At 67.3% G+C, this 23303-nt stretch carries 29 protein-coding genes, 2 tRNA genes and 1 pseudogene; 20 read left to right on the top strand and 12 right to left on the bottom strand.

The genetic code is table 11. The features are described 5' to 3' along the window. Positions 1 to 170 precede the first annotated feature (170 nt). Together ACIBH1_RS40830 and ACIBH1_RS40825 are read right to left on the bottom strand one after the other, a co-directional pair. The gene (locus tag ACIBH1_RS40830; protein ID WP_397319439.1) at positions 171 to 338 is read right to left on the bottom strand and encodes an NUDIX domain-containing protein; all 168 of its coding nucleotides are present in this window, start codon (positions 336 to 338) and stop codon (positions 171 to 173) included. Positions 339 to 444: 106 nt separating this feature from the next. Next, the gene (locus ACIBH1_RS40825; RefSeq protein WP_397319428.1) at positions 445 to 1176 is read right to left on the bottom strand and encodes a hypothetical protein; all 732 of its coding nucleotides are present in this window, start codon (positions 1174 to 1176) and stop codon (positions 445 to 447) included. A 560-nt stretch (positions 1177 to 1736) separates the two neighbouring features. On the opposite strand from ACIBH1_RS40825, the gene ACIBH1_RS40820 reads away from it, so the two are divergent. From ACIBH1_RS40820 to ACIBH1_RS40795, 6 genes are all read left to right on the top strand, one after another. Further along, complete coding sequence (locus tag ACIBH1_RS40820; protein ID WP_397319427.1) at positions 1737 to 2006, top strand: hypothetical protein; 270 nt, start codon at positions 1737 to 1739, stop codon at positions 2004 to 2006. After that, a complete protein-coding gene (locus ACIBH1_RS40815; RefSeq protein ID WP_397319426.1) occupies positions 2003 to 2287 on the top strand; it encodes a hypothetical protein in 285 nt (94 codons plus the stop codon). The genes ACIBH1_RS40820 and ACIBH1_RS40815 overlap by 4 nt, the downstream gene beginning before the upstream one ends. A gap of 705 nt (positions 2288 to 2992) precedes the next feature. Then, entirely contained in the window at positions 2993 to 3256 is a 264-nt protein-coding gene (locus tag ACIBH1_RS40810) for a hypothetical protein (RefSeq protein ID WP_397319425.1), read from the top strand. Continuing rightward, positions 3253 to 3939, top strand: coding sequence for a PP2C family protein-serine/threonine phosphatase (locus ACIBH1_RS40805; RefSeq protein WP_397319424.1), 687 nt, complete (start codon positions 3253 to 3255; stop codon positions 3937 to 3939). The genes ACIBH1_RS40810 and ACIBH1_RS40805 overlap by 4 nt, the downstream gene beginning before the upstream one ends. Beyond that, complete coding sequence (locus tag ACIBH1_RS40800; protein ID WP_397319422.1) at positions 3936 to 4247, top strand: hypothetical protein; 312 nt, start codon at positions 3936 to 3938, stop codon at positions 4245 to 4247. Before ACIBH1_RS40805 ends, ACIBH1_RS40800 begins: the two co-directional genes overlap by 4 nt. After that, a complete protein-coding gene (locus tag ACIBH1_RS40795; RefSeq protein WP_397319421.1) occupies positions 4244 to 4516 on the top strand; it encodes a hypothetical protein in 273 nt (90 codons plus the stop codon). The genes ACIBH1_RS40800 and ACIBH1_RS40795 overlap by 4 nt, the downstream gene beginning before the upstream one ends. Before the next feature lie 158 nt (positions 4517 to 4674). Here the strand turns inward: ACIBH1_RS40795 and ACIBH1_RS40790 are convergent, their stop codons facing one another. Continuing rightward, entirely contained in the window at positions 4675 to 5034 is a 360-nt protein-coding gene (locus ACIBH1_RS40790) for a hypothetical protein (RefSeq protein WP_397319420.1), read from the bottom strand. A 74-nt stretch (positions 5035 to 5108) separates the two neighbouring features. Continuing rightward, positions 5109 to 5543, bottom strand: coding sequence for a hypothetical protein (locus ACIBH1_RS40785; RefSeq protein WP_397319419.1), 435 nt, complete (start codon positions 5541 to 5543; stop codon positions 5109 to 5111). 368 nt (positions 5544 to 5911) lie between these two features. Here ACIBH1_RS40785 and ACIBH1_RS40780 point away from each other — a divergent pair, with 368 nt between their 5' ends. The 3 genes from ACIBH1_RS40780 (at position 5912) to ACIBH1_RS40770 (ending at position 8117) form a co-directional block, all read left to right on the top strand. After that, positions 5912 to 6421: a hypothetical protein gene (locus tag ACIBH1_RS40780; RefSeq protein WP_397319418.1), complete on the top strand. Its 510-nt coding sequence runs from the start codon at positions 5912 to 5914 to the stop codon at positions 6419 to 6421. Between the two features lie 124 nt (positions 6422 to 6545). Further along, positions 6546 to 7052 carry a hypothetical protein gene (locus ACIBH1_RS40775; protein WP_397319417.1) on the top strand — a complete coding sequence of 169 codons (507 nt, stop codon included), beginning with the start codon at positions 6546 to 6548 and terminating at the stop codon, positions 7050 to 7052. Positions 7053 to 7964: 912 nt separating this feature from the next. Then, positions 7965 to 8117 carry a hypothetical protein gene (locus tag ACIBH1_RS40770; protein WP_397319416.1) on the top strand — a complete coding sequence of 51 codons (153 nt, stop codon included), beginning with the start codon at positions 7965 to 7967 and terminating at the stop codon, positions 8115 to 8117. 13 nt (positions 8118 to 8130) lie between these two features. On the opposite strand, the gene ACIBH1_RS40765 is transcribed toward ACIBH1_RS40770, so the two are convergent. Continuing rightward, positions 8131 to 8847 (bottom strand): hypothetical protein, encoded by a 717-nt coding sequence (locus ACIBH1_RS40765; protein ID WP_397319415.1) that lies wholly within the window; start codon positions 8845 to 8847, stop codon positions 8131 to 8133. A 95-nt stretch (positions 8848 to 8942) separates the two neighbouring features. On the opposite strand from ACIBH1_RS40765, the gene ACIBH1_RS40760 reads away from it, so the two are divergent. Together ACIBH1_RS40760 and ACIBH1_RS40755 are read left to right on the top strand one after the other, a co-directional pair. Next, the gene (locus ACIBH1_RS40760; RefSeq protein WP_397319414.1) at positions 8943 to 9425 is read left to right on the top strand and encodes a hypothetical protein; all 483 of its coding nucleotides are present in this window, start codon (positions 8943 to 8945) and stop codon (positions 9423 to 9425) included. 150 nt (positions 9426 to 9575) lie between these two features. Next, positions 9576 to 9797: pseudogene (locus ACIBH1_RS40755) on the top strand (PIN-like domain-containing protein); the annotation flags it as partial. A gap of 154 nt (positions 9798 to 9951) precedes the next feature. Here ACIBH1_RS40755 and ACIBH1_RS40750 read toward each other — a convergent pair. Next, positions 9952 to 10024: transfer RNA gene (locus ACIBH1_RS40750), tRNA-Arg, on the bottom strand. Positions 10025 to 10724: 700 nt separating this feature from the next. On the opposite strand from ACIBH1_RS40750, the gene ACIBH1_RS40745 reads away from it, so the two are divergent. Next, positions 10725 to 11930 (top strand): D-alanyl-D-alanine carboxypeptidase family protein, encoded by a 1206-nt coding sequence (locus ACIBH1_RS40745; protein WP_397319413.1) that lies wholly within the window; start codon positions 10725 to 10727, stop codon positions 11928 to 11930. A 3-nt stretch (positions 11931 to 11933) separates the two neighbouring features. Here the strand turns inward: ACIBH1_RS40745 and mscL are convergent, their stop codons facing one another. From mscL to ACIBH1_RS40730, 3 genes are all read right to left on the bottom strand, one after another. Then, positions 11934 to 12332, bottom strand: coding sequence for a large conductance mechanosensitive channel protein MscL (mscL, locus tag ACIBH1_RS40740; protein ID WP_397319412.1), 399 nt, complete (start codon positions 12330 to 12332; stop codon positions 11934 to 11936). An 18-nt stretch (positions 12333 to 12350) separates the two neighbouring features. Continuing rightward, positions 12351 to 12911 carry a flagellar biosynthesis protein FlgA gene (locus tag ACIBH1_RS40735; RefSeq protein WP_397319411.1) on the bottom strand — a complete coding sequence of 187 codons (561 nt, stop codon included), beginning with the start codon at positions 12909 to 12911 and terminating at the stop codon, positions 12351 to 12353. An 80-nt stretch (positions 12912 to 12991) separates the two neighbouring features. Beyond that, the gene (locus tag ACIBH1_RS40730) at positions 12992 to 13798 is read right to left on the bottom strand and encodes an S-methyl-5'-thioadenosine phosphorylase (protein ID WP_397319410.1); all 807 of its coding nucleotides are present in this window, start codon (positions 13796 to 13798) and stop codon (positions 12992 to 12994) included. A 92-nt stretch (positions 13799 to 13890) separates the two neighbouring features. Between ACIBH1_RS40730 and ACIBH1_RS40725 the strand changes: the two genes are divergently transcribed. After that, complete coding sequence (locus ACIBH1_RS40725; RefSeq protein WP_397319438.1) at positions 13891 to 15876, top strand: MFS transporter; 1986 nt, start codon at positions 13891 to 13893, stop codon at positions 15874 to 15876. Here ACIBH1_RS40725 and ACIBH1_RS40720 read toward each other — a convergent pair. The 3 genes from ACIBH1_RS40720 to ACIBH1_RS40710 all read right to left on the bottom strand — a co-directional run bounded on the left by ACIBH1_RS40720 (position 15873) and on the right by ACIBH1_RS40710 (position 18313). Next, positions 15873 to 16160, bottom strand: coding sequence for an FmdB family zinc ribbon protein (locus ACIBH1_RS40720; RefSeq protein WP_397319409.1), 288 nt, complete (start codon positions 16158 to 16160; stop codon positions 15873 to 15875). The genes ACIBH1_RS40725 and ACIBH1_RS40720 overlap by 4 nt on opposite strands. A gap of 74 nt (positions 16161 to 16234) precedes the next feature. After that, a complete protein-coding gene (locus ACIBH1_RS40715) occupies positions 16235 to 17740 on the bottom strand; it encodes a potassium/proton antiporter (RefSeq protein WP_397319408.1) in 1506 nt (501 codons plus the stop codon). Continuing rightward, positions 17741 to 18313 (bottom strand): 5-formyltetrahydrofolate cyclo-ligase, encoded by a 573-nt coding sequence (locus ACIBH1_RS40710; RefSeq protein ID WP_397319407.1) that lies wholly within the window; start codon positions 18311 to 18313, stop codon positions 17741 to 17743. A 26-nt stretch (positions 18314 to 18339) separates the two neighbouring features. On the opposite strand from ACIBH1_RS40710, the gene galU reads away from it, so the two are divergent. The 7 genes from galU to ACIBH1_RS40675 all read left to right on the top strand — a co-directional run bounded on the left by galU (position 18340) and on the right by ACIBH1_RS40675 (position 22814). Next, positions 18340 to 19242, top strand: a complete 903-nt coding sequence (gene galU, locus ACIBH1_RS40705) for a UTP--glucose-1-phosphate uridylyltransferase GalU (protein ID WP_397319406.1) — start codon at positions 18340 to 18342, stop codon at positions 19240 to 19242. Beyond that, a complete protein-coding gene (glp, locus tag ACIBH1_RS40700) occupies positions 19229 to 20416 on the top strand; it encodes a gephyrin-like molybdotransferase Glp (RefSeq protein ID WP_397319405.1) in 1188 nt (395 codons plus the stop codon). Before galU ends, glp begins: the two co-directional genes overlap by 14 nt. Next, entirely contained in the window at positions 20413 to 20883 is a 471-nt protein-coding gene (gene moaC, locus ACIBH1_RS40695; RefSeq protein WP_397319404.1) for a cyclic pyranopterin monophosphate synthase MoaC, read from the top strand. Before glp ends, moaC begins: the two co-directional genes overlap by 4 nt. After that, positions 20880 to 21356, top strand: coding sequence for a molybdenum cofactor biosynthesis protein B (locus tag ACIBH1_RS40690; protein ID WP_397319437.1), 477 nt, complete (start codon positions 20880 to 20882; stop codon positions 21354 to 21356). Before moaC ends, ACIBH1_RS40690 begins: the two co-directional genes overlap by 4 nt. 14 nt (positions 21357 to 21370) lie before the next feature. Then, a complete protein-coding gene (locus ACIBH1_RS40685; RefSeq protein WP_397319403.1) occupies positions 21371 to 21994 on the top strand; it encodes a GNAT family N-acetyltransferase in 624 nt (207 codons plus the stop codon). A gap of 127 nt (positions 21995 to 22121) precedes the next feature. After that, entirely contained in the window at positions 22122 to 22691 is a 570-nt protein-coding gene (locus ACIBH1_RS40680; protein ID WP_397319402.1) for a hypothetical protein, read from the top strand. 49 nt (positions 22692 to 22740) lie between these two features. Continuing rightward, positions 22741 to 22814 (top strand) — tRNA-Ala (locus ACIBH1_RS40675). The last annotated feature ends 489 nt before the right edge of the window (positions 22815 to 23303 follow it).

Below are 23303 nucleotides of genomic sequence, written 5' to 3'. Positions count from 1 at the left end.
CGGTGGAGTACGAAGCCTTCTACTACGCTCAACACCAGCCCAACGAGACCGTTGGAATCAACCCCTGAGCTCTCCATCAAAGCCGGGGCGCTTCAGCTTCGGTTTCGTCGTCGTCGATGGCGTGGACGGGGTGCGTGAGGGTGCCTCCATCGAAGATGAACATCAGCGAGTCATCCACGGTCCGTGGGGGGAACCCAATCCACGACGAGCATCGGCCCGAGGTCGATGTCGAGCCCGAGCTCTTCCTTGATCTCCCTCTGCGCCGCTGCAGCCGGGGACTCATTGGCCTCAGCCGTACCATCAGGGAGGTCCCAGCTCGGCTTATAAGTGGGACTCACCCGCAGAATCCGCCCATCAGGATCGCGGATCAGAACATCGGCTCCCACCCGCTTCCGCGCCTACTTGGCGTTCCCCTCGGCCAGGAGGGCGCGGTACGCTTCAGGATCACGTTCGTACAGCGGCTCCACGGTGAGGCCCTTCCCACTGGTACAGCCAGCGCCGCTCCCGCAGAGCCGCGGCAAGTGCCCGGAGAGAGTCGGCGATCGCGTCCTCCCTACGGTACGCCGTCAGCCGCTCCTGCAGATGCTCCAGCCGACGGGTTACCACTACGGAGCTCAGGGACCGCGTCTGCTCGATCACGTCGAGAATGATCGAGCACGCTTCCGCCGCGCGATGGTCTGCGATGAGCGCCTCGGCGTGAACGAGCTGGGCCAGCGCACGCCTACGGGTCCGGTCGCCGGACCGCAGCGAAACGGCCGCGACGGCGTGCTTTGCCGCCGAGATCGCCTGCCCGAGGGCGAGCTGAGCCTGAGCGGTCTCCAGGATTAGAGCGGCGTGGCCGAACGGGCTGGTCCAAGGCGAGGACTCCGACTCCTGAGCGAGGGCTTGTACGGCCATCAGCAGCAACTGTGCGCACTCACCGGACTCGCCCGAGGCAGCGAAGGCCCTCGCACCCAAGGCGAGAAGCCGCGCCTTCATCATGGGAACTGCAGCGTCAAGCAGGGTGACCCCGCGCTGGGCGAGCCGTACAGCCTCGCCGGTATTCCCGAGGTGCCGCGCCAGGTGGCTCTTGCTACCGAGAAACATGCGCTTCGAGCCGACGGTCACGCCCGGCACTCGCCAGATCGAGCGCACGGGAGAAGTGCCGGTCGGCGATGTCGTCCTGGCCAGCGTCATGGGCCATCCAGCCGGCCATCTCGGTGAACGCCGCCGCGGCGGTTAAACCTCCCCATCCGAGCCGCTGAACAGTCTGGGCGCGACATCGTGCTCCAGATAACCGATGACCGTGGCGTAAAGATGCCCGCCCCCGACACGCCGGTCGGCCCCTCGGGAACGATGACATGGCTTCCCGATCGCGGGTGTCTTCGGGACATGCCACGGACGGCATGGTGCCGTCCCCGAAGAGGTCTGGCTCGGTCACACGCAAGGCCTGGCAGAAGAGCAGCCGATCCCGTTCGCTCAGCACTGAGATCTTGCCCGACTCCCAGCGGCGGATCGAAGGGACCAACGCCTCGTGGTCGGGCAGGTCGCGGCCATGGTCTCCGGAGCCGTCACGCAGGCGACGAGCCATGGTGTGCGTGTCCCACAACAGTGCCTTCCGTTCGGTTCGGATGCGGGCGGGCCATTGCTCCACGGAGCCTCCCGCCTGCTGTCCGCGGGTGTTCCCCATTGTCACCCTCCGTACGGCGGAGCGCAGGCCCTCTACTGGGAGTAATCCGAAATCCCAGGAGGCGCAGATGGACCCGGTACAGGCAGCACGAATGCTGGCGCAACGCCTGCCTCACGGGGCGGTCTGGTACGGCGTGGCCACCGGCAGGTTCTGGGCGATCCGTCGCGGGTTTCCGCACATCGAGGCGCTCACTCCCGAAGAGATGGAGGCGCAGGCGTGGGCGCTGGAGCAGCGCTTTCACTCGGCCGCGCCGCGACAGCGGGTGGCACCAGTGGCCAGGAACGCAGCCCAGGGGCGATGGCGGCACCGGAGGCGTACCGCCGGAGCGGTGCGATGAATCCGGAGCAGGCGCTGGAACGGCTCAGAGAAGAACTCCGGGAGCGCGGGGTGTTCACGGAGGATCGGGACGGCTTCTGCTCCAGGGCCGGTGTGATGATGCTCAGCCTCGCACCGGGAGTGATCGTCTGGATCGGCCGGGAGTTCCGGTGGCCTGGGCGGGACATGCGGCTTCGTAGACACCAGATCGCCGATGCGGCGGGTGCGGCGCTCCTGATCGCGTCGCTCGTCGAGGAGACGACCGAGACGGCGGAGGCGCCGGTTCGAATGGAGCCGCTGTAGGCCGGCACAGAACCGTTGTAGACCGGCGCGGCGGTGTGATGCGGGTGCAGGGCTCACATCGCCGGGCCTTCCAGCTCCGGGGAGTCATGCGGGGAGAGGTGCCGGGCCTACTCCCGTCATCTCATACCTCGTTCACGAGGGCTCTCCGGACTGGCTTGCCCGCTCAGATCGTGCATAGAGGTGCACGTCCGGATCTCCGGATGCGGCCGGCTGTACGTCGTCCGCCTGGCCCGCCCTGCCATGCCCACCGCGGCACCCGCCTCGACGCCCAGCCCCGCGCTGCCTCGACGGCCGTGCCCGAGCTCTACGAGGAGCCTCCAGTCGACCACCGCCAGGCCACCACCGCTCGCGGCGCCGCATGCGCCCGCGAGCTCCTCGCCCGAACAGGAAAACCATGACCGCGCTCCTGCAGGGGAGGGCGACGCCGACTTTCGCCTGCGCCGCCTCCCTGCGAGGTACGGCACTCACTCCCGTCCTATGCCGTACCGGTCACCTCATGACCAGTCGAAGCCGGGGCTGCCCCAGTCCCAGCTGCGGTTCTTCCACACCCAGTCGCGCATGTCGTCCTCCTCTCCATATCGGGGGCTCCAGCGTTCCCACCGGTCCTGGACTAACGCTGAATTCGGCGGAGGAGGTGAGCGAGGCCCTCCACAGGTGCGCCAGAGCGCTCAAAGGCGAATGCGGGGCGCGCGAATCATGAGACAGATGATCATCCGCTTCCCGCCCCGCGCGGGTCGCCGGCCCGTACCGCGGTGCTTCGACTGCGGCCGGCGCATCTGGTCGACCAAGGCCTTACGCCGGCGGCTCGGTCTGCTCCTCGGCGAGGGCTGCTACCGCAAGCGCGTGCAAGCCGCCCGGCTCACGGACGCGACCCGCCGGGCGAGCATCCGCATCCGGGTCCGCTCACCAGGCCATATCCCCACCCAGCTCGTCATCCAGTTCCCGCCCATCGAGAGGACAAGCACGTGATCAAGTACGGCATCGCCACCCGCCAGGGCAGCACCGACACCGGCAACGCCGACGCCGCCCGCGCCTACACCAGCGCGCAGCACGTTACCGGCGTGGCCGTCATAGACGGCATCGGCCACGACGACGCCACCCACGCCATCGTCTCCGTCCTCGCAGAGGCTGCCGCCCGCGTCGCCGCCGTACGGGGCCCGCTCGCCGGCATGCTCACCGCAGCCCAGCTGGTGGCCGACCGCGGGCCTGACGACGATGGGCCCGACGCGGTGGCCGTGGCCGCCCGCGCCCGGCCGTTCGCCCCCACCGTCGTCGACTGGGTCGGCGACGCGCGCGCGTACGGCTGGGACGGCGAGTGGCTGACGCTCCACACCACCGACCACACCGTCGGCCAGCAACTGCGCGCCAACGGCGCACCGTGGGAGCTGGCCGACGAGCACGACAACTGGGTCCGCACCACCCTCGCCCAGGCCGCCGTCGCCACCGTCTACGAGGTCGAGATCCCCGCCAACGAGCTGGTCATCATCACCACCGACGGTGTGCACGACCAGGTCCTGCACGACGTCATGGCCGATCTCGTCGACGCCCACCAGGACAACCCCCAGGCCCTCGCTGACGCCATAGTCACCGCCGTCCAGGCCGACGAGGACGGCTACCGCGATGACGCCACCGTGGTGGTGATCCGGCCGTGAGCGACGACTCCGTACTGGAAAGCCTGCGGGAGTGGATCAAGGTCATCAACCGGATCAACGAGCTCTCGCCGCTCCCTACGTCCGGCGGCGTGCCGACGGCCGCCATCGTGGCCGGCACCGCCGTGGCGAAGGACTTCATGAGCCAGTTCCCACCGCCCCAGCCGTACGGCCTGGCGCCGACCTTCGGGCCGCGCGTCGAGGAGGTCGTCGAGGTAGCGCCGTTCGCCGCGCTCGGACACGGCATCTCGCTGGCCGCCGAGCAGCAGGACGAAGCGCACGAGGCCGCGCCTCCCGAGGAGCGTCTATGAGCCGAGCCGACATCTGTGACCTGTGCGACCTGCCCGACCCGTACAACGGTCAGGGCGACGGCATCGCATCGTGTGAGTGCCCTCGGGGGGACTGCGGGGCGCCGGACTGGTCGGTGTTCTGCACGTGCCCCACCGAGGATGACGGCCCTGCCTGCTGGGACCTCGCGCCCGGCGGCGGGACTCGATGCTCACTCGACGACGGCCACGAGGAAGCACACAGCTACACGATCTGGAGTCCGCCGGAGCCGGCCAAGGCTGAGCCGTCGTGATCCACCTTCGGCACCACTGGACCACGCTCGAAGTGACCGGCCGCGTCCACGTCCAGCAGTGCCGGACCTGCCACAAGACCCGCATCCGCATCCGCATCCGAGGGAGGCTCAGGTGACCACCCCGCCGCAGCCTCTCGGCGACGAAATGATGAAGCGCTTTAGCTCACAAGGCTGATACAGAGAGTCAGAACGTATAGGGCCACTGAAAGCGTCGCCAAGCTCGCCGCCACGCGCACCAAAATCCACAACATCGCGGACCGCTTGGCGACCTCCTCGCTCATCTCGCTCTCCAGTTTGAGCGGGCGCCGACGAGCAGGGCGAAGCAGGAGCGTGAACAGCGCCAGCAGCACTGTGACGACACTGATCGTCGTCCCAATCAGGGCGAGTATCCACGGCAGCAGGGACGACTTCGGTACGGCGGCGAACCCCAGCACTGCGGCGACCGCGCCCACGGCCGACAGCGCGGCGACGGTCCTCGCACGGCCGATGCCGTTAGGCCCGAGGTTGTCGTGGGTCATGGGCTCACTCTCATTGGAATGGACTTCAGGGCCAGTGGCCCGCTGGGTACGCCAGCGGGCCACTGTGAAAGAAACTAGTAGCGATGGTAGACGTAGATGCTCTTCGCCTTATTGTTCATGGTTCCGAACGAGCTAATTTCTCCATCTTCGGGGACATGTGCCACAACAGGACCAGTTCCGCCCGTGTTCATGAAGATATTCATGTCGTGCGGAATGGCGAAGTAAGGGCTGCCTGTATTCACCGCCGACTCGGCCTTATTGTAGAAGTCGGTCGGAAGGTTTTGCACCCCCATGTCCTTGTACTGGACCATGCGGCCGCCCCAGCTGGTCTGGTCGTAGAGGCACTTCCAGAAGGTGAGCGAGCCGTACGGACAGCCGCGCTGATAGGCATTCGGGGTCGGCCCCCCGAGGGAGGGGTCATATCCCTTGCGGAACGCGGGATCGGTGGAGACGCTGCGGTCGCCCGGGAGCGGGAACGCGACGATCACGTTGCCGCCGTTGTAGGACACCTCTGTCCGGCTGATCTGCGTCCCACCGGGAGCCTGTTTGAGCTGGTCATCGACCTGTGACTGAAGAGTGCGCTCCTCTGTTTTCTGTGGGCGAGCCGTAATTTAGCAACCCGAAACACGGCCAATCAAGATTGCAGTTCTCGATAGAAGAGTTCCGGGTGCTCCAACAAAGCAGCCCTTTATCAAGCCCTTCCTTGCAGGGCGATTGCACTCCGATCAACAGAACGACTCAAAGCCTGCAACAAGACCACTCAGGTAGCGTAAATCAAATCTAAGCGGACCCCAGAATAATCCTGTGATGCGCTACACCCCACGAAATGCCTACGCTGGATGCACCACAGCAGCCCTTGACGTAAGGAGTGCTTGACGTGGGCAGCTCGCCAGCAAAGAAGGAGGAGGCCGCCCACCAGTCCGCCGAGGTGATGCGCCTGCGTCGGCAGGGTCAGACGTTCGAGGCGATCGGCGAGCAGCTCGGCGTCACCCGGCAGCGCGCGCACCAGATCTACTGGGCGGCCCTGAAGGCGATCCCTGCGCAGGAGGTGACCGCCTACCGGGCCGAGCAGGCCGAGCGGCTGGACGAGATGCTGCGTGAGGCGTACGCCGTCCTCGGCCGAGAGCACGTGACCGTGTCGCAGGGCAAGGTCGTGCGGATGGGCCAGCCGTACATCAACGATGAGGGCGAGGCCGACGTCGACGAGGGCCGGGGCGAGGTGGTGCGGGACGACGCCCCGAAGCTGATGGCGATCAAGACGATCCTGCAGATCGAGGAGCGCCGGGCGAAGTTGATGGGATTGGACACCCCGGTCAAGCAGATCGTGGGGGGTGAGGTCGACGTGACCTACAACTTCGAGGGCGTCGACTTGGGTGACCTGCGCTGATCTCGCCGAGGGCGCTCGGCCACCAGGTCGCGTTCGCCGCATCGCTGAACCCGGCTGCTGTCCAGCTGAGGCCGATGCACCGGATCGGCTGAGCAGCGCGCGGTGCCGCTCCTACGCTCCCTCCATGCCGGACATCTCCTACATTGAGGCGTGGGGCTTGTGGCTGGACGGCAAGTCCACGCTGGGCAACGACTTGTTCGGCGTGCCGATGATCTGGTGGGGACGTATCGGCAAGATCGCCGCGTTCGTCGCTGGCATGACCGTCGTACTGGACATCATCGGCCCAGAAAGGCTCAGGCAGTTCGGCGGCCGGCACGTGACCTTCGATGCGGAGACCTCAAGGTGGCCCGACAAGGCCTGGGCGGTTGCCTGCGTGTGCGGCACTACAGCACCACTCGTGGTGTTCGTGGGGTCTGCTATTCCAGCCTGGTCGCGCGTCATGCCGATGATCGGAGCCGGACTGCTGGGCGTGAGCCTCCTATGCGTGCTGCTGACGTTCGAAAGACTCGTCGAAGTCGCAGTGCGAGGCCTGGCGCGGGTCTTCGAGCATCGCAAGAGTGAACTGGTGACCCGCTGCGTGGCGTTGCTGACGCTGGCCGCGGGCTTCCACTTCGACCTGCTCGCATCGTGACCCCTGCGCACTCGACGGGCGGCTACTCCGACCAGCGAATAAAGCGATTGATGCCTGAAGGGCACCTGATCTCGGACCAGCCCCTGTTTGACCACGAGTTGTAGCGCTGGCCATAGTCGTGCCCGCCGCTCTGGCACCATCCTTCCACCCAGTAGTCGAACGAGTCCTGATACCAAGCGGTCGAGCACCACCAGGCACGCCAGGTGTTCTCCAGGTCGCCCTTGATCGCGCATGAGGCGGCGCTCGCTGGGGACGCGGTGGCTGTGAGTAGTCCGGCGGCCAGCGTTATGGCCATGGTTGCGCGCAGTAGGGGTTTGCCTCTCACCGGGGCCTCCCAGTTGGGTGCGGGTCTGGCCGAATCTACGGATCGCATGTATGCGGCTGCTTATCGATCGGCTACACGCCACACAGGAGCTCGAACAGGCGTACGACTGGCGCTAGCATGAGCGTCCATGAAAGGCCAGCCCAAGATCCGCATCTTGCCTGATCAGGTGCTCGGGCGAGACGCCACGGTCGGGCAGGTCGCCGAGTACGAGGTCGACGAGCAGGGCGTCGAGCTTCGCGCCCTGGTGACGTGGACCGAGCTCGCCTCCTACCGCCACTCCCGGACCGCCCTGCAGACCCAGTGGCTGCCCATCGACCAGACCGAGCGGATCGACGACGTCACCTACGACCGCGTCCCGCGCACCGTCGTCGCAACCCAGCCAGCACCGACCGTGCCAGCCGACGCGCCCCAGGACTGGCTCGCCGGCGTCCCCGCCCCGTCCGCCGCGGACTGGAAGCGGACCGCGACCCTGTGGCTGTTCGAGCAGCTGCCGCCTGGCTACCGCTCACACCAGGTCCTACAGGACCACCCCGTGGTGCTGCTGCAGATGGCCCGCGCCCACCTACGGCTCGTCTACACCGAAGATCGTGCGCGGCTACAGGACCTCAGCGGTCGCACTGAAGGGCGAGCTGCCACCGCACGCAATCCGCGAGGTGGACGAGACATACCGGCGGGAGCGGGAGCGGGTCATCCGCTGCGGTCTGGCGGTCGACGCGCTCGAACGCGCCTGGCGCTCATGATCACTGCGTCGTGCTATTCCAACTCTTTGTGGTCGATGCCGCCTGCGGTGATCTCCAGCGGACTGCTCCCGGGCGAGGGGAACACAATCCCGACGAGTTGGGTGGCTTTCTGGAAGAAGGTCCTCCCCGCCTCTGGGTTCTCCTTGAACATGCGCGCAGCTTGAGAGTGCATGGCACCCGCCAGCGTGTAGATCGTGTTCTGCACGTTCGCAGTACCGAAGGTGTCGATCTCAGAGAGGTGCAGCTTGAGCTCCCAGATCAAGCTCAGCATGTAGCGGCGAGAGTCATCCCCCAGTTCGGGCGTGATCTTTATCAGATCTTCGATCTCATCCAGAGCTTTGGCGAGTTGCTCCAGTGTGCTTGGGAGAAGGACGAGCGAAGCTTGTGCGACTTCCAAGAGAGTCCCGAGGCCTTCGAGGAGGCTGAGGTACGCCGCATCGAGGAGCGGACGCTCAGCGTTCGAGTTCTGTTGCCAGGGCACCGAGTATGCGAACACGGCGCGGTACCAGTGAGGCAGCCCATCCTGGAAAGACTTGATATTGAAGCCTGTCATCTCCAGGCCAGCGAGAGCGCGCTCGATGTCGAGCATGAGTCCTACCGCGCGCCCCTGGCTCTGCCAGAACTCCAGTGCCGGAACATCCCTGATGCCACGCGGGTCCTCGGGTCGCTTGTTAGCCGGTACGTGCCACGCGGCAAGCAAGCCAGCGAGGGCGGATGCGGGGTTGCTCATTTGCTGAGCCTACTCGGCCCGTGCGCCCGAAAAGTCCGACGCCTTATAGGAGAATCGAATGCGGTTCTAGAAAAGCTCCCCTTCATACTTGTGTGATGGCATGGGAATGGGTTGCCCCTGTAGCTACCGCTGTGAGTGGCATCGTTGGAATTGGGTTCACCTGGTACGCAGGTCATCAAGGTCGGCAGCACGTTGAGAGGGTTGCCGACAAGACGGCCGCTAGTCAGCTCGCGCTCGCCCGCGAAGCGCGTCGCGCCGAGGCCTACGCCGACATTCTCACCATGGTCCTGCACGCAACTACAGCCGCGAGTGACGGATCGGCTCCAAGCTTCAACGGCGACATAGGTGCCTGCACCGCCAAGGCCGCACTTCACTGCTCTGAAGGCACGAACAAGATCCTTTCCGAGTGGAGTGGCCACCTGACCGAGTACACCAATGTCACGAATATTTTAAGCGAGGGGCCACCGGACGCATCACAGGCCGCCGTCGCCGTCCGCAGAAAGGAAGCGGCGATTGAAGGCATGAATAGCTCTCTGCGTTGCCTGCAGAAACAGCTTAATGCGGAGCTGACAAAATAGCCTTGAGCATGCCCACGGCGCTTAGGCACGAGCGGAGCGGCGGCTGAGATCTTCCGCCGCCGCGGGGCCGAAGTCCTCCTGCCCAGCGAAGGCCGCGGCGACACGCCGAAGAACTCCACTCGCGGTTAGAACGTCCCGACGCGCCCTAGTCTGGTCCGCCATGAGTCAGGGTTCCCCCAAGCCGACCCCCGCCAAGTCGTCGCTCCGCGACGCCTTCCCTGGATACTTCCCCCATCCGAGGCCGACCTCGAAGCCTTCTACACGAAGGGCCTGGTCGTCCTCGACACGAACACCCTGCTCGACGCATACAAGCTCACTGGCACCGCTCGCGCCGAGTTCCTTGACGCTCTCCGCGCAGTTGGAGACCGACTCTTCATCCCGCACCAGGTGGGCGTCGAATTCATGCGACAGCGGCCCAGTGTGATCAAGACAGGCAACGCATTCCAGCTCTGGGCTGTCAAAAACTGCTGTCACCTGGTAGATCGTCGGGATCTTCGGGCAGGCTGCGCGCCTGGTCGAGACTATGTGCCCCCGGCAGGATTCGAACCTGCGGCACCCGCTTTAGGAGAGCGGTGCTCTATCCCCTGAGCTACGGAGGCGGACACCTGTAAGCGTAGCGAAAGACGGCCACCACATGCGCCCGCCCCACCCACCAACTTCAAGAACCAAAGTCATCCCTACCTCGACCTGCGGTAAAGCCATGACAAGCGCTCCCTGACCGGCCCGCCTGGCGTGGCTAACGTCCTGCTCGTGAGTAAAAGAACGCGCACGAGGAGGCCAGTGGCCCTTGGAGTCGCGCTCCTGGCGCCGGCGATCCTGGCCGGTGGGTTGATGGCGGGGGAGCTGGGATATCAGCACCAGGCCGTTGATGCGGACAAGGACGGGATGGCCAAGGCGGAAGGGCTGGTGGCCGCGTCTGCCGTACGTGGGGTGGTGTTCGAGCCGGTGCTGGCGCCGGCGCCGGCGCGGCCGGATCGGGTGTACGGGGGGATGGTGCCGGCGCCTGAGCGGGAGATGCAGCGGGATGAGCCCGGGGCGGTTCTGGAGCCTGGGGGTGGCGATGAGCGGGTGCGGGTGCCGCGGCCGGACGGGTCCGAGGGGGTCGAGCGGCCGCGGCGGGGGCCGGTGAGGCCGCCTGAGGCGTGTCCGGGGGAGTGGGAGGAGACGTGGTTGTGGGAGCTCTGTCGTGAGCATGAGCGGCAATCCGTATGAACTGGACATAACGGCTCTCCGGAGTTCGGTCCGGGCACCAAGGGGGCTGTAGTAACGTGCGTGCCTGACCAAGGTAACGAGTGTGCAATGGAGGAGCCGACGGTGCCGTCCCCACGATCAGCGGGTCTGATCGCGGTCGTCGTGGCCACGAGCTTCGTCGTTGCCGTCCAACCGGTGCGCGCGGAGACGGCTCAAGGCGCGCAGGTAGCTCAACGTGCATGGACGGCTCAAAGTGCACGGACGGCTCAAGGCGCGCAGGCAGCTCACAGCGCGGAGGCGGCTCACGGCACGCTGAACTCGGTAGGGAGTCTCGCGAGTGCGCAGGAGAAGGATCCTGGGGATCTGACCGCGTTGCGCAAGGAGGCGGAGAAGTCCGCCAAGGAGCTAGAGGCCGCCGACAAGGCGTTGATCAAGCGGCGCACCGAGATCGAGACGGCCGAGAAGGAGCTCAAGGCGAAGCTCGACGAGCTGACGCTCGCCGAGCGGGAGCTGGCCGTACGGCGTAAGCCCGTTTCGCAGATCGCCGAGGCGCTGTATCAGCAGCCGCTGGCCAATGGGTTCACCTCGTTGTTGTCGGGTGAGGCCGACATCAGGACGTTGCGGGCGATGGCTGACACCGGGGAGATCGTGGCCAATCGGCAGCAGGCGGTCGAGGTGACGAGCCGGTTGCATGCCGAGAAGGAGCGGCTGGCGGCGGAAGCGCAGGAGCTGCGTGCGGGGAATCTGCTGGCCGAGGCGCAGATGTCGGCGGAGGTCGACCTGATCCGGCAGCGCTCGGACAAGGTCGTCAAGTCGCTCACGCAGGCGCTGGTGAAGCTCGGCATCAAGATCGACAAGGTGGGCCGGGCCGCGCTGGGATGTAATCCGCTCCAGATCGGGGTGGCCGACGACTACCCGAACGGGTTGATTCCTGGTCACCTGCTCTGCCCGCTTCAGCAGAAGGGGCATCAGCTGCGAGCGGACGCCGCCATCGCGTTCGTCAGTCTGAATGAGGCTTACAAGCGGCAGTTCGGGCGGAGTATGTGTGTGTCCGACGCCTATCGGAATCTGTCCGAGCAGCAGTCGATCTACTACCGGCGGCCGGGGTTCGCCGCTGTGCCCGGGCGGAGTAACCACGGCCTGGGGCTGGCTGTGGACTTGTGTGGAGGGGTGGAGAGGTTCCGGTCAGCAGAGTTCAACTGGCTGGAGAAGAACGGCAAGCGTTACGGGTGGATCCACCCGGATTGGGCGTACTCCAGCCCCTTCGAGCCGTGGCACTGGGAGTACGATCCCCAATCCGATTCGATCCTCTAGCCGCTAGGAGACGCCGACCTGGGCGCAGCAGGCCGAGCAGCGCTTGGCGGCGATCGGGATCTCGGTCAGGCACTCCGGGCAGTCGCGGTGGGTGGCCTCCTGCTTGGCGGCCGCGTAGTCCTTATAGCTGGTGTACGGCCGGACGATGACGAAGTAGATGACGAGCGCGATCATGATGAACGAGATCACCTGGTTGATGAAGTCGCCGTACATGAACTTCGAGCCGTTGATCGTGAAGTAGAGCTCGCTGAAGTCGGGCACTCCGCCGAAGATGCCGATCAGCGGGGTCATGAAGTCCGTGACGAAGGCGTCGACGATCTTCTGGAATGCGGCGCCGATCATGACGGCGACGGCTAGGTCGATCACGTTCCCTTGCATGAGGAACTTTTTGAATCCACTCATGCGACAGATCGTAGTGGCTCAACTACGTAGGGTGATCGAAAGCCGTTCTGAGGCCTGGGCTGCGGCCAGCTGGGCTGCCTGCTCCGGGGTGGAGGCGACGACGATCAGGCCCTCGGCCATGACCGACATGACGGTCACGCGCTCGGCGACCGTGTGAGCGCTCTGGGCGCCCTCCCAGGTGGCCATGACGCCGATGGCGGCGCCGGGGGTGAGCAGGGTGGTGAGCTCGGGGTCGGCGACCCGGACAGGGGTGGCCACCGTGCCCGGGGGGAGGCGGGCGAGCAGGGCGGTACCGAGCAGGCGGACGTCGGTGAGGATCTCGCCGCGGCGCATGGGGGTGGCGAGGGTCTTGCCGTCGAGGACGGCGCCGTCGGGTACGGCGGAGCGCGGCGTTCGAGTGCGCCGGAGGTCTCCTGGCTGGAGGGGGCCTGGGGAGAGGTCTCGGGTGGCGATCAGCACATCGGTGGTGGGGCCGGGGGACGGGCTCAGGGCGGTGTGGGCGCTGAGCATCGCCAGGGCGGCGAGTGCGGCGCCGATCAGGCGACGACGCCGGGCGAAACGACGGATCCAGGGGCGCACGAAGACTCCAGTCCGGGGGAGGGGGAGGAGCCGGGGGCGCGGATCCCGGCGAAGGGAGGGAAAGGGGTGAAATCGGCTTCCTAGGGCAGCTCGAACGGCAACTTGATCCCATCCAGCGCATTCCCGCAAGAACACGACCGCTCCCGAGGCAGCATCCCCACCGCCTCGCCCACCAGTGTCCGCATCTTCGCCACGTTGGCCCCGAAGAACGCCAGCACCTCCTCGTGCGTGACCCCCTCCCCGGCCTCCACTCCGGCGTCGTGGTCGGTCACCAGCGACAGCGACGTGTAGCAGAGCGCCAGCTCGCGAGCCAGCACGGCCTCGGGGAACCCGGTCATCCCCACGATGCTCCACCCGTTGGCCGAGAACCACCGCGACTCCGCCCGCGTCGAGAACCGCGGCCCCTCGATCACCACCAGCGTGCCGCCGTCGACGACCTCCCACCCGCCGGTCATCGCCGCCGTCATCGCCACCGCGCGCCCCGACGGGCAGTACGGGTCGGCCAGGGACACGTGGACGGCCCCGTTGACGTCGTAGTAGGTCTGCACGCGCCCGGAGGTGCGGTCGACGAACTGGTCAGGGATCACCAGCGCCCCGGGCCCGATCTCGGGCTTGAGCGACCCTACGGCGCTGGGTGCGAGCACCTGGGTCACGCCCAGCGAACGCAGCGCCCACAGGTTGGCCCGGTAGGGGATGCGATGCGGCGGGAAGCGGTGGTCGCGCCCGTGGCGCGGGATGAAGGCAACGGTGCGGGATCCGATGCGTCCCACGGTGACGACATCGCTGGGCGGGCCGTACGGAGTCGAAAGCTCGATCTCCTCGGCGTTGTCGAGCAGGGAGTAGAAGCCCGAGCCGCCGATGACGCCGATCTCTGCGCGAGTGACCATGGCGCTGAGACTAGCGGCCAGTCCAGGCGGCCAACAGCGGCGGAACCCCGTTCTGTGGAAAACCGACTCCGAAGAGTTATGCAACGAACACGATCAGTATGATCCGTTTCATGAAGCAGCAGCGTGGGCTCATGCTCATCATCATCGCGCTCATGCTCGGCATGCTCCTGGCGGCGCTCGACCAGACGATCGTTTCGACGGCTCTTCCGACGATCGTCAGCGACCTCGGCGGGCTGGAACAGCTGTCGTGGGTGGTCACGGGCTACATGCTCGCTTCGACGGTCTCGACCCCGCTCTGGGGCAAACTGGGTGACCAATACGGTCGCAAGGGGCTGTTCATCGCCGCGATCGTGATCTTCCTGATCGGTTCGGCGTTGTGCGGCATCAGCCAGACGATGGGCCAGCTGATCGCCTTCCGCAGCCTGCAGGGACTGGGCGGCGGCGGCCTCATGGTGCTTGCGCAGGCGATCGTCGGCGACGTCGTCTCGGCCCGCGACCGCGGGAAGTACCAGGGCTTCTTCGGCGGCGTCTTCGCCGTCTCCAGCGTGATCGGCCCGCTGCTGGGCGGCCTGTTCGTCGACCACCTGTCCTGGCACTGGGTGTTCTTCATCAACCTGCCGATCGGCGTGGTGGCGCTGTTCGTGATCGCCGCCGTGCTGCCGGGCACTTCCAAGCGCACCAAGCACAAGATCGACTACGCGGGCATCGTCCTGCTCGGCGGCGCGACCTCCTGCCTGGTGCTGATGACCACCTGGGGCGGGCAGACCTACGCCTGGTCCGATCCGGTCATCATCGGACTGATCGCTGCCGCGGTGGTCATGGTGGGCCTCTGGGCGTTCGTCGAGACCCGCGCGGAGGAGCCGGTGCTCCCGCTGCACCTGTTCAAGCTGCGCGTGTTCACGATGACGTCGCTGGTGGGCTTCGTCGTCGGTTTCGGCATGTTCGGCGCGCTGACCTATCTGCCCCTGTTCATGCAGGTCGTGTACGGCGTGAGCGCCACGGCGTCAGGGCTGCATCTGCTGCCGATGATGGTCGGCACCTTGGGCATGTCGATCCTGAGCGGCCAGCTGATCGCCAAGACAGGTAAATACCGGATCTTTCCCATCCTCGGCACGGCCATCGCCACGGTCGGCATGTTCATGCTCTCCAGGCTGACCGAGACCAGCTCCACCCTGACCATGAGCATCGACCTGCTGGTCCTGGGCTGCGGTCTGGGCCTGGTGATGCAGGTGCTGGTCATCGCGGTGCAGAACGCCGTCGGCTTCGAGGACCTCGGCGTCGCCACCAGCGGCGCGACCTTCTTCCGCTCCATCGGCGGCTCGTTCGGCGTGGCGGTGCTCGGCTCGGTCTTCACCACGCGGCTGAATGACGACCTGGCCCAGGTCGTGGCCACCACGCAGCTGCCGCCGGGCTTCAATCCGGCGCAGGTGCAGGCGGACCCGACGATCATCCAGACGCTCCCCGCGGACCTGCGGGCGGACTTCCTGCACGTCTACGCCGACTCGATCTCGCAGGTCTTCACGGTCGCCACGCCGATCATGGCCGTGGCGTTCCTGTTGTCGTGGTTCATCCCAGAGGAGCGGCTCAGGGAGACCACCAAGGCCGTCGACATCGGCGAGGGCCTGGGCGCGACCTCGGCGGAGCGCAACTCGCTGGCCGAGGTCGAGCGAGGACTCGTACGGCTGGCCGACAAGCGGCTGCGCCGCGACTTCTACGTCAAGCTGGGCGCCGAGAACGATCTGCTGGACCTGCCGCCCGAGTCGATCTGGGTGCTGACCAGGCTCCAGGACGCCGGCTGGCTGATGGCGGAGGACCTCGCCGCGCGCGCCGACGTCACCAGGCAGGAAGGCAGGCCGTACGTCGACCGCCTGATCGAGCAGGGCCTGGTGAGGCGCTCGACCGACGGCCACTCCCTGCGCCTGACCCCGGAGGGCGACGTCAAGGCCGAGGCGCTGCTGCAGAGCTGCCGGCGGACGCTGCGCGAGCTGGTGGCCGACTGGGGACCGCGGCCCGAGCTGGAGCAGCTGATCGACGAACTGTCGCCGCAGCTGCTCGGCAGCCCGACGGACCGGCCCTAGTTGGACGAGGAGGCGGCCGGCGCGGGGGTGGTGCTCGGCTTCGACTCGGTCTTGGTGCTCTCGCTCTTCGTCGTCGAGGCCGTGTTCGTGGTGGACGAGGTCGACGACGAGCGGTTGTCGGTGCGGTAGAAGCCCGATCCCTTGAAGACGATGGCGGCGGCCGAGAAGACCTTGCGCAGGTTGCCCTCGCAGTTGGGGCATACCGTCAGGGCGTCGTCTGAGAACTTCTGGACGACTTCGAGCTGCTCACCGCAGTCGTTGCAGGCGTACTGGTAGGTGGGCACGGACGCTCCTCCCATGGGGCTCTCTGGCACTCTGCCAACGCGACTGCTAATCATAAACGACGCAAGGTGCTGACTCATTCCAACCCTCGCTCGCCGTACCAACCGGCCAGCTTGCCCTGACGCGAGACGGCCCGCATACGACGCTCGACCTGCTCGCGGCAGTTGGCCGAGGTGACGATGAGCACCTGGTCACCGGCGCGCACGCGCGTGGTGTCAGACGGCACGAAGGACTTGCCGTCACGCACGATCAGCGTGACCTGCGCGTCGGAGGGCAGCCGCAGCTCGAAGATCTCCACGCCGTGCAACTGCGAGCCGGGTGGCACCTTGAGCTGCAGGAGGTCGGCGTTGAGCTCCTCCAGCGGAGCCGACTCGACCTCCAGATCGAGAGCCTCTCCTGGCGCGCCGACCCGGAGCAGGCGTGCCACGAACGGCAGGGTCGGTCCCTGGACCAGCGTGAACACCACGACGATGACGAAGACCTGGTCGAACAGCTCCTCCGAGCCCCGGACGTTGTTGGCCCAGGGGATCGTGGCCAGGACGATCGGGACGGCGCCGCGCAGCCCCGCCCACGACAGGAACGTCTGCTCACGCCAGCTGATGCGATCGAGGCGCAGCACGCGTGCCACCTGCGCGGAGATCATCACCGAGATCGGTCTGGCCAGGAGCACCAGGACCGTTCCCGCGATCAGACCGGGCACGATGGCGCTCGACATCTCCTTCGGACTGGCCAGCAGGCCGAGCATGACGAATAGGAGGATCTGGGCGAGCCACGCTGCGCCCTCGGCGAACCCGCGGGTGGCGGCCCGGTGGGGGAGGCGGGCGTTGCCGAGGATCAGGCCGGTGACATAGACCGCGAGGAAGCCGGAGCCGTGCAGGAGTACGGCTCCGCCATACGACACGAAGGTCAGCGCCATGACGGCGATCGGGTAGAGGCCCGAGGCCGGCAGGGCCACGTGTCGCAGCGCGAACACTCCGGCCGGGCCCACCACGAACGCCACGGCGGCGCCGATGGCCAGCTCCAGCGCCGTGTGCCAGGTGAAGGTCCACAGATCGGGGATGGGCTGGGAGATCTGGCTGAGCATCACCACGACGATCACGGTCGGCGCGTCGTTGAATCCCGATTCCGCTTCGAGGGTGCCCGACAACTTCCGCGGGAGCGGCAGCCTGCGCAGGACGGAGAAGACCGCCGCCGCGTCCGTCGACGCCAGGACAGCGCCGAGGATGAGCGCCAGCCTCCAGTCGACGCCGAGCAGGGCGTGGACGGCGTAGGCGACCACGACGACGCTGACCCCGATGCCGAGCGTGGCCAGGATCAGGGCGCTGGGTACGGCAGGGCGCACATGTCGCCAGTTGGTGGTCAGGCCGCCTTCGGCCAGGATGACTGCCAGGGCGAACAGGCCGATGTGCTGGGCCAGTTCGGGATCGCGGAACTGGATGCCGATGGCCGAGTCGCCCAGCAGGAGTCCGAAGCCCAGGAAGAGCAGGAGGCTGGGCAGGCCGCTTCGATGCGCCACGGCCACGGACACGATGGCGACGACGACGACGGCAGCGCCGAGCAGAATCCAGACATCGATCTCCATTTACCGCATAAGCCTAGTGAGTCCCACTGGTCTCGCGGCATAGCGGACCGCCTGGTCGTGCGGTTCCGCGGGCACCCCGTCGATCAGCTCCCCGTCGTGCAGGAGGGCGACCGTCGGGACGTTGGGACCGACCCTCGCCAGTGCCCTGTCGTAGGAGCCTCCGCCGCGGCCGAGCCGTACGCCGGTCCGGGCGTCGACGGCGAGCGCGGGGACGATCACCAGAGCGGCCGTGCGGACGGCCTCGACGCCCCTTCTGGCATCGACCGGCTCCATGATCCCGGAACGTCCCGGTGCGAGCGTGTCGGGACCGTCATAGACCGCCCAGTCCAGATCGTCGTCGGACTTGTGCACAGGCAACATCACGGTGGCGCCGTGTTTCCACAGGGCGAAGACAAGGCCGTGCGTCTCCGGCTCGGAACCTATAGACCAGTAGCAGGCCACCAGACCCGCCATCTGCACCCACGGCTGATCGAGGAGGGTTTCCCTGATGCCGACCGCGTTTGCCCGGCGCTGCTCGGGAGATAGACAGGCACGCTGTTCCATCAACTTGCGACGGAGCTTCATCTTGTCCACGAATTACCTCCACTAGGGTCTACACCATGGCTGACTTCGACCCTGTGACGAAAGCCGTCGTGCCCGCCGCGGGTCTGGGCACCCGGTTCCTTCCGGCGACCAAGGCGACTCCCAAGGAGATGTTGCCGATCGTCGACAAGCCCGCGATCCAGTATGTCGTCGAAGAGGCGGCCTCCGCCGGGCTCCTCGACGTCCTGATGGTCACCGGCAAGAACAAACGATCGATCGAAGACCACTTCGACCGCGCCTTCGAGCTCGAAGAGGTCCTCGAGGCCAAGGGCGACGACGAGCGCCTGTCCCAGGTGCGCGAGCCCGCCTCCCTGGCGACGCTCCACTACGTGCGCCAGGGCGAGCCGAAGGGCCTGGGCCACGCCGTGCTGTGCGCCAAGCAGCACGTCGGCGACCATCCCTTCGCGTGCCTGCTCGGCGACGACCTCATCGACCACCGCGACGAGCTGCTCAAGCGCATGATCGAGGTGCGCGGCACCTACGGCGGCAGCGTCATCGCCCTCATGGAGGTCCCGCGCGAGCAGGTCTCCCTCTACGGCGTGGCGACCATCCAGGCGACCGCGGAAGACGACGTCGTGCGTGTGACCGACCTGGTCGAGAAGCCGCCGGTCGACGAGGCGCCGTCCAACTGGGCGATCATCGGACGCTACGTCATCGACCCGGCCGTCTTCGAGGTGCTCGAGAACACCCCGCCGGGGCGCGGCAACGAGATCCAGCTGACCGACGCGCTGCGCACGCTCGCCGGGCGCTCCACCGAGGAGGGCGGGCCGGTCCACGGCGTGCTGTTCCGCGGGCGGCGCTACGACACCGGCGACAAGCTCGACTACCTGCGCACGGTGGTGAAGTTCGCGGCCGACCGGCCCGACCTGGCACCCGAATTCGTGCCGTGGCTGCGAGAATTCCTCAATGAAGTCGGTTGACGCTCATCTGGCCGAGGTGCTGGCCACGATCCGGCCCCTGGCCCCGCTGGAGATGGAGCTGGAGCGCGCGCTCGGCACCACCCTGGCGGAGGACGTCTCCTCACCGGTGCCGCTGCCGCCCTTCGACAACTCGGCCATGGACGGCTACGCCGTGCGCTCCGCCGACCTGGCGGGCATCCCGGTCACGCTGCCGGTCGTCGACGACGTCGCGGCCGGCTCCGGTGAGCTGCGCGCGGTCGGTCCCGGGCACACCGTCCGGATCATGACCGGCGCGCCGGTCCCGCCCGGCGCCGACGCCGTCGTGCCCGTCGAGTGGACCGACGGCGGCACCGCCTCCGTGGTCATCAACCGCGGCGCCGCGGCGGGCAACGCGATCCGGCGCGCCGGCGAAGATGTGCAGGCCGGCGAGATCGTGCTGAAGTCGGGCACGGTCATCGGACCCACCCAGCTCGGCATCCTGGCCGGGGTGGGCCGCCGCCGCGTCTGGGTGCGCCCGCGCCCGCGCGTCGTCGTCATCGCCACCGGCGCCGAGCTCGTCGAACCTGGCACCACGCTCGGCCCCGGCCAGATCTGGGATTCCAACAGCTACACCCTGGCCGCTGCCGTACGGCACGCTGGCGGCGAGAGCTTCCGCGTCGGGATCGTCGGCGACGACCCCGTCGACTTCCTCGACCAGCTCGACGCCCAGCTGGTCCGCGCCGACCTGGTGATCACCAGCGGCGGGGTGTCCATGGGCGCCTACGAGCCGGTCAAGGAGGCGCTGTCACCGCTGGGCACGGTGCGCTTCGAGCGCGTCGCCATGCAGCCCGGCATGCCGCAGGGCTTCGGCGTCGTGGGCGAGGACCACGTCCCCATCTTCGCGCTGCCCGGCAACCCGGTCTCGTCCTTCGTGTCGTTCGTGCTCTTCGTGGAGCCCGCGCTGCGCAAGATGAAGGGCCTGCCGGTCGCGCCCCACACGCTGACCAGGGCGACCACGGTCGGGCCGCTGCGCTCGCCCGAGGGACGGCGCTCCTACCTGCGCGGCGTGCTGTCCTCCGACGGCACGGTCGCGCCGGTCCACGGGCAGGGCTCCCACCAGCTCGCCGCCCTGGCGACGGCCAACTCCCTGATCGTCGTCCCTGAAGACGTCACCGAGCTTCCCGCGGGCACGGTGGTGGAGGTGCTGCCCCTGTGAGCCGGTTCACCCACCTCGACGAGAGCGGCGCCGCCCGCATGGTCGACGTGTCCGCCAAGGACACCTCGGTCCGTACGGCGACCGCGACCGGCCGGGTGCTGCTGTCGGTCGAGGCGGTCGAGCTGCTGCGCTCGGGCCACAACCCCAAGGGCGACGCGCTCGGAGTGGCCCGCATCGCCGGGATCATGGGGGCCAAGCGCACGCCTGACCTGATCCCGCTGTGCCATCCGATCGCGCTGCACGGCGTCAAGGTCACGCTGGAGATCGTCGACTCGGGCGTGGAGATCACCTGCGTGGTCAAGACCGCCGATCGCACCGGTGTCGAGATGGAGGCGCTGACGGCCGTGGCGGTCGCCGGGCTGGCCCTGATCGACATGGTCAAGGCGGTCGACCCGGGCGCGGTGATCAGCGACGTGCGGGTCGAGGAGAAGACCGGGGGTAAAACCGGCGTGTGGACCAGGTCATGAGCGTGCGTGCTCTCGTCATCACGGTCTCGAACCGCGCCTCGGCCGGAGTTTACGCCGACAAGTCCGGGCCAATCCTGGCGGCCGGCCTCGCCGAGGTCTGCGATGTCGATGGCCCGCTCGTCGTCCCCGACGGCCAGGCGGTCGAAGACGCTCTCCGGAAGGGCGTCTCCGACGGATACGACGTCATCGTCACCACCGGAGGCACCGGGCTGACCCCACAGGACCTCACTCCGGAGATGACCGCGCGCGTAATTTCTCGCGAAATTCCCGGCATCGCGGAGGCCATTCGTCAGGCAAACCGCGACAAAGTTCCGACATCCATCCTTTCGCGAGGACTTGCCGGACAAGCCGGAAACACCCTGATAGTCAATCTGCCCGGATCGACCGGCGGCGTGCGTGACGGCCTTGCCGTACTCCTGCCTGTCCTTCGTCATGCTGTGGATCAGATTCGTGGTGGCGACCACCCTCGCTGAGAGATGATGCAGGTGTGGATCGATTTCGTGGCTGGCCCGCCACCCTGACCGAGGGGCCCGTGGGGCTGCGGCCCCTGCGGCTGACCGACGTCCGGATGTGGCGCGAGACCCGGCTGCGCAACGCCGACTGGCTGCGTCCCTGGGAGCCCAGCAACCCCGAGACCCCTCTGTTCCGCACCGGGCTCGGGCCCTACGTCTCCATGGTCGGCACGCTCCGCCGCGAGGCCCGCCAAGGCCTGTCCATGCCCTGGGTCATGACCTACCAGGGCCGCTTCGCCGGCCAGCTCACCGTCGGCGCCATCGTCTGGGGCTCGGCCCGCTCCGCCCAGGTCGGCTACTGGATCGACGGCGCACTCGCCGGCCGCGGCGTCACCCCCACCGCCCTGGCCATGGCCGTCGACCACTGTTTCTTCACCGCCGGACTTCACCGCATCGAGGCCAACATTCGGCCAGAGAACTCCGCCAGCCGCCGCGTGGTTGAGAAACTCGGGTTCAGGGAAGAAGGCATTCGGCGCCGTCAACTCCACATCGACGGGGCCTGGCGCGACCACATCTGCTACGCGTTGACCGTTGAGGACGCCCCTCGCGGCCTGCTCGTGCAGTGGCGTCGAGCCGGGTCCGCGGTGGAAGAGCTTTGACGATCTCGCGACACACCGCACCGAATGCTCGTCAATCAGTGACACGCGGTCTTACGGTGCGTGACGTGAGCACATCGAAGACGCAACCAGACGCCCAGCGTCTTCGTCGTGCTGCAAGGAGGTGGCCGTGAGCGCGGTTTTCCTCTATCTCGCCATCGTGGTGATGTGGTTGTGCGTGCTGGTGCCCCTGTGGCTGCGGCGCGACAAGAACCACCTCGCCGAGCTGGAAGAGGATTTCTACGAGGCCGACGAGCTTCTCGAAGAGGCTCAGGAAACCTACGATCCCGACACGCTCGAGCGGTCGCTGGCCGACTTCCGGCACATCCGCGCGAGGCACCGGGCCATCATCGTCGCCCGCCGGCGCAGGCTGCTGTTCTTCTCGGTCCTGCTCTGCGTGGCCTCCATCGTCACCGCCGCGGTGAAGGTCATCCCCTGGTGGGGAGTGGCTCCCGCCGGCGTCATCCTGTTCTCGTACGCCGGCGTGCTGCGCATCGCCGTCACCGTCGACCGCGAGCGGCGCAACCACACCGCCCTGGCACGGGCCGAACGCGCCCGCCGCGTCCGCGCCCAACGCCGCGCCGCCGAGGCCGCCGCGGTGGCCCAGGCGGAGGCGGAGATCATCGCGTTCCAGGCGCGGCAAGCGGACGTGCTGTTCGATCAGTACGCAGAACCGCCCCGGCGGGCGGTGGGGGATTGATCGGGTGGCGCGAGGAGTGGCGGAAGTTTGCTAACCTGGTCGAGTCCTTGGGGATGTAGCGCAGTCCGGTAGCGCACTTCGTTCGCATCGAAGGGGTCAGGGGTTCGAATCCCCTCATCTCCACCCCGGGCCGTTCTTGAAACGGCCGGACTGAAGTTGACGGGATCCCGTCTGATCATCGCGATCAGGCGGGATCTTGTCGTTTCTGGGGTGTTCGAATCGGGTTCGTCCTGTTTGAGCCATCGTGCGGGTGGCTGGCCGCTGGTCGGGCCCGAAGTTCTCGCCGCTGGGCGCGGCGAAGCTGACACCGGGCGGGGCGCTGCGACGGCGGGAGTCGATGAACCGGCATGACCAGCGCGAACCCCGCCGCGGCCCCCATCCGATCACGCCTGGCAGCAGGCCTCAGGCCCGAGTGGTTGCAGCTTGCCAGGTCGGAGAGGCCGATGGGGCGGGGGGTGCCACGCGTTCCAGGTGGCGAGTCAGCCCGGCTGTACAAATACATGATCGCCAAGGCCGGCGCGGACACTTCTGCGTGCTCGCGGTCGTCGCCCGCCTTGCCGTAGGACAGGTCCTTGCCGGCGGGTGAAGTTCTCCGCCACAGTCAGCCCCTCG

It is taken from the genome of Nonomuraea sp. NPDC050663, from assembly GCF_044456985.1.
Lineage (GTDB): Bacteria > Actinomycetota > Actinomycetes > Streptosporangiales > Streptosporangiaceae > Nonomuraea.
This window is presented reverse-complemented; position numbering and strand designations above follow the sequence as displayed.

Excerpts from the sequence above, each read along its gene's own strand:
- ACIBH1_RS40730 (WP_397319410.1), bottom strand. The coding sequence starts at position 13,798 with ATGGTCACTCGCGCAGAGATCGGCGTCATCGGCGGCTCGGGCTTCTAC.
- ACIBH1_RS40715 (WP_397319408.1), bottom strand. The coding sequence starts at position 17,740 with ATGGAGATCGATGTCTGGATTCTGCTCGGCGCTGCCGTCGTCGTCGTC.
- ACIBH1_RS40810 (WP_397319425.1), top strand. The coding sequence starts at position 2,993 with ATGATCATCCGCTTCCCGCCCCGCGCGGGTCGCCGGCCCGTACCGCGG.
- ACIBH1_RS40790 (WP_397319420.1), bottom strand. The coding sequence starts at position 5,034 with ATGACCCACGACAACCTCGGGCCTAACGGCATCGGCCGTGCGAGGACC.
- ACIBH1_RS40760 (WP_397319414.1), top strand. The coding sequence starts at position 8,943 with ATGGCATGGGAATGGGTTGCCCCTGTAGCTACCGCTGTGAGTGGCATC.
- ACIBH1_RS40745 (WP_397319413.1), top strand. The coding sequence starts at position 10,725 with ATGGAGGAGCCGACGGTGCCGTCCCCACGATCAGCGGGTCTGATCGCG.
- mscL (WP_397319412.1), bottom strand. The coding sequence starts at position 12,332 with ATGAGTGGATTCAAAAAGTTCCTCATGCAAGGGAACGTGATCGACCTA.
- galU (WP_397319406.1), top strand. The coding sequence starts at position 18,340 with ATGGCTGACTTCGACCCTGTGACGAAAGCCGTCGTGCCCGCCGCGGGT.
- ACIBH1_RS40820 (WP_397319427.1), top strand. The coding sequence starts at position 1,737 with ATGGACCCGGTACAGGCAGCACGAATGCTGGCGCAACGCCTGCCTCAC.
- ACIBH1_RS40795 (WP_397319421.1), top strand. The coding sequence starts at position 4,244 with ATGAGCCGAGCCGACATCTGTGACCTGTGCGACCTGCCCGACCCGTAC.
- ACIBH1_RS40765 (WP_397319415.1), bottom strand. The coding sequence starts at position 8,847 with ATGAGCAACCCCGCATCCGCCCTCGCTGGCTTGCTTGCCGCGTGGCAC.
- ACIBH1_RS40775 (WP_397319417.1), top strand. The coding sequence starts at position 6,546 with ATGCCGGACATCTCCTACATTGAGGCGTGGGGCTTGTGGCTGGACGGC.
- ACIBH1_RS40825 (WP_397319428.1), bottom strand. The coding sequence starts at position 1,176 with ATGACGCTGGCCAGGACGACATCGCCGACCGGCACTTCTCCCGTGCGC.
- glp (WP_397319405.1), top strand. The coding sequence starts at position 19,229 with ATGAAGTCGGTTGACGCTCATCTGGCCGAGGTGCTGGCCACGATCCGG.
- ACIBH1_RS40690 (WP_397319437.1), top strand. The coding sequence starts at position 20,880 with ATGAGCGTGCGTGCTCTCGTCATCACGGTCTCGAACCGCGCCTCGGCC.
- ACIBH1_RS40815 (WP_397319426.1), top strand. The coding sequence starts at position 2,003 with ATGAATCCGGAGCAGGCGCTGGAACGGCTCAGAGAAGAACTCCGGGAG.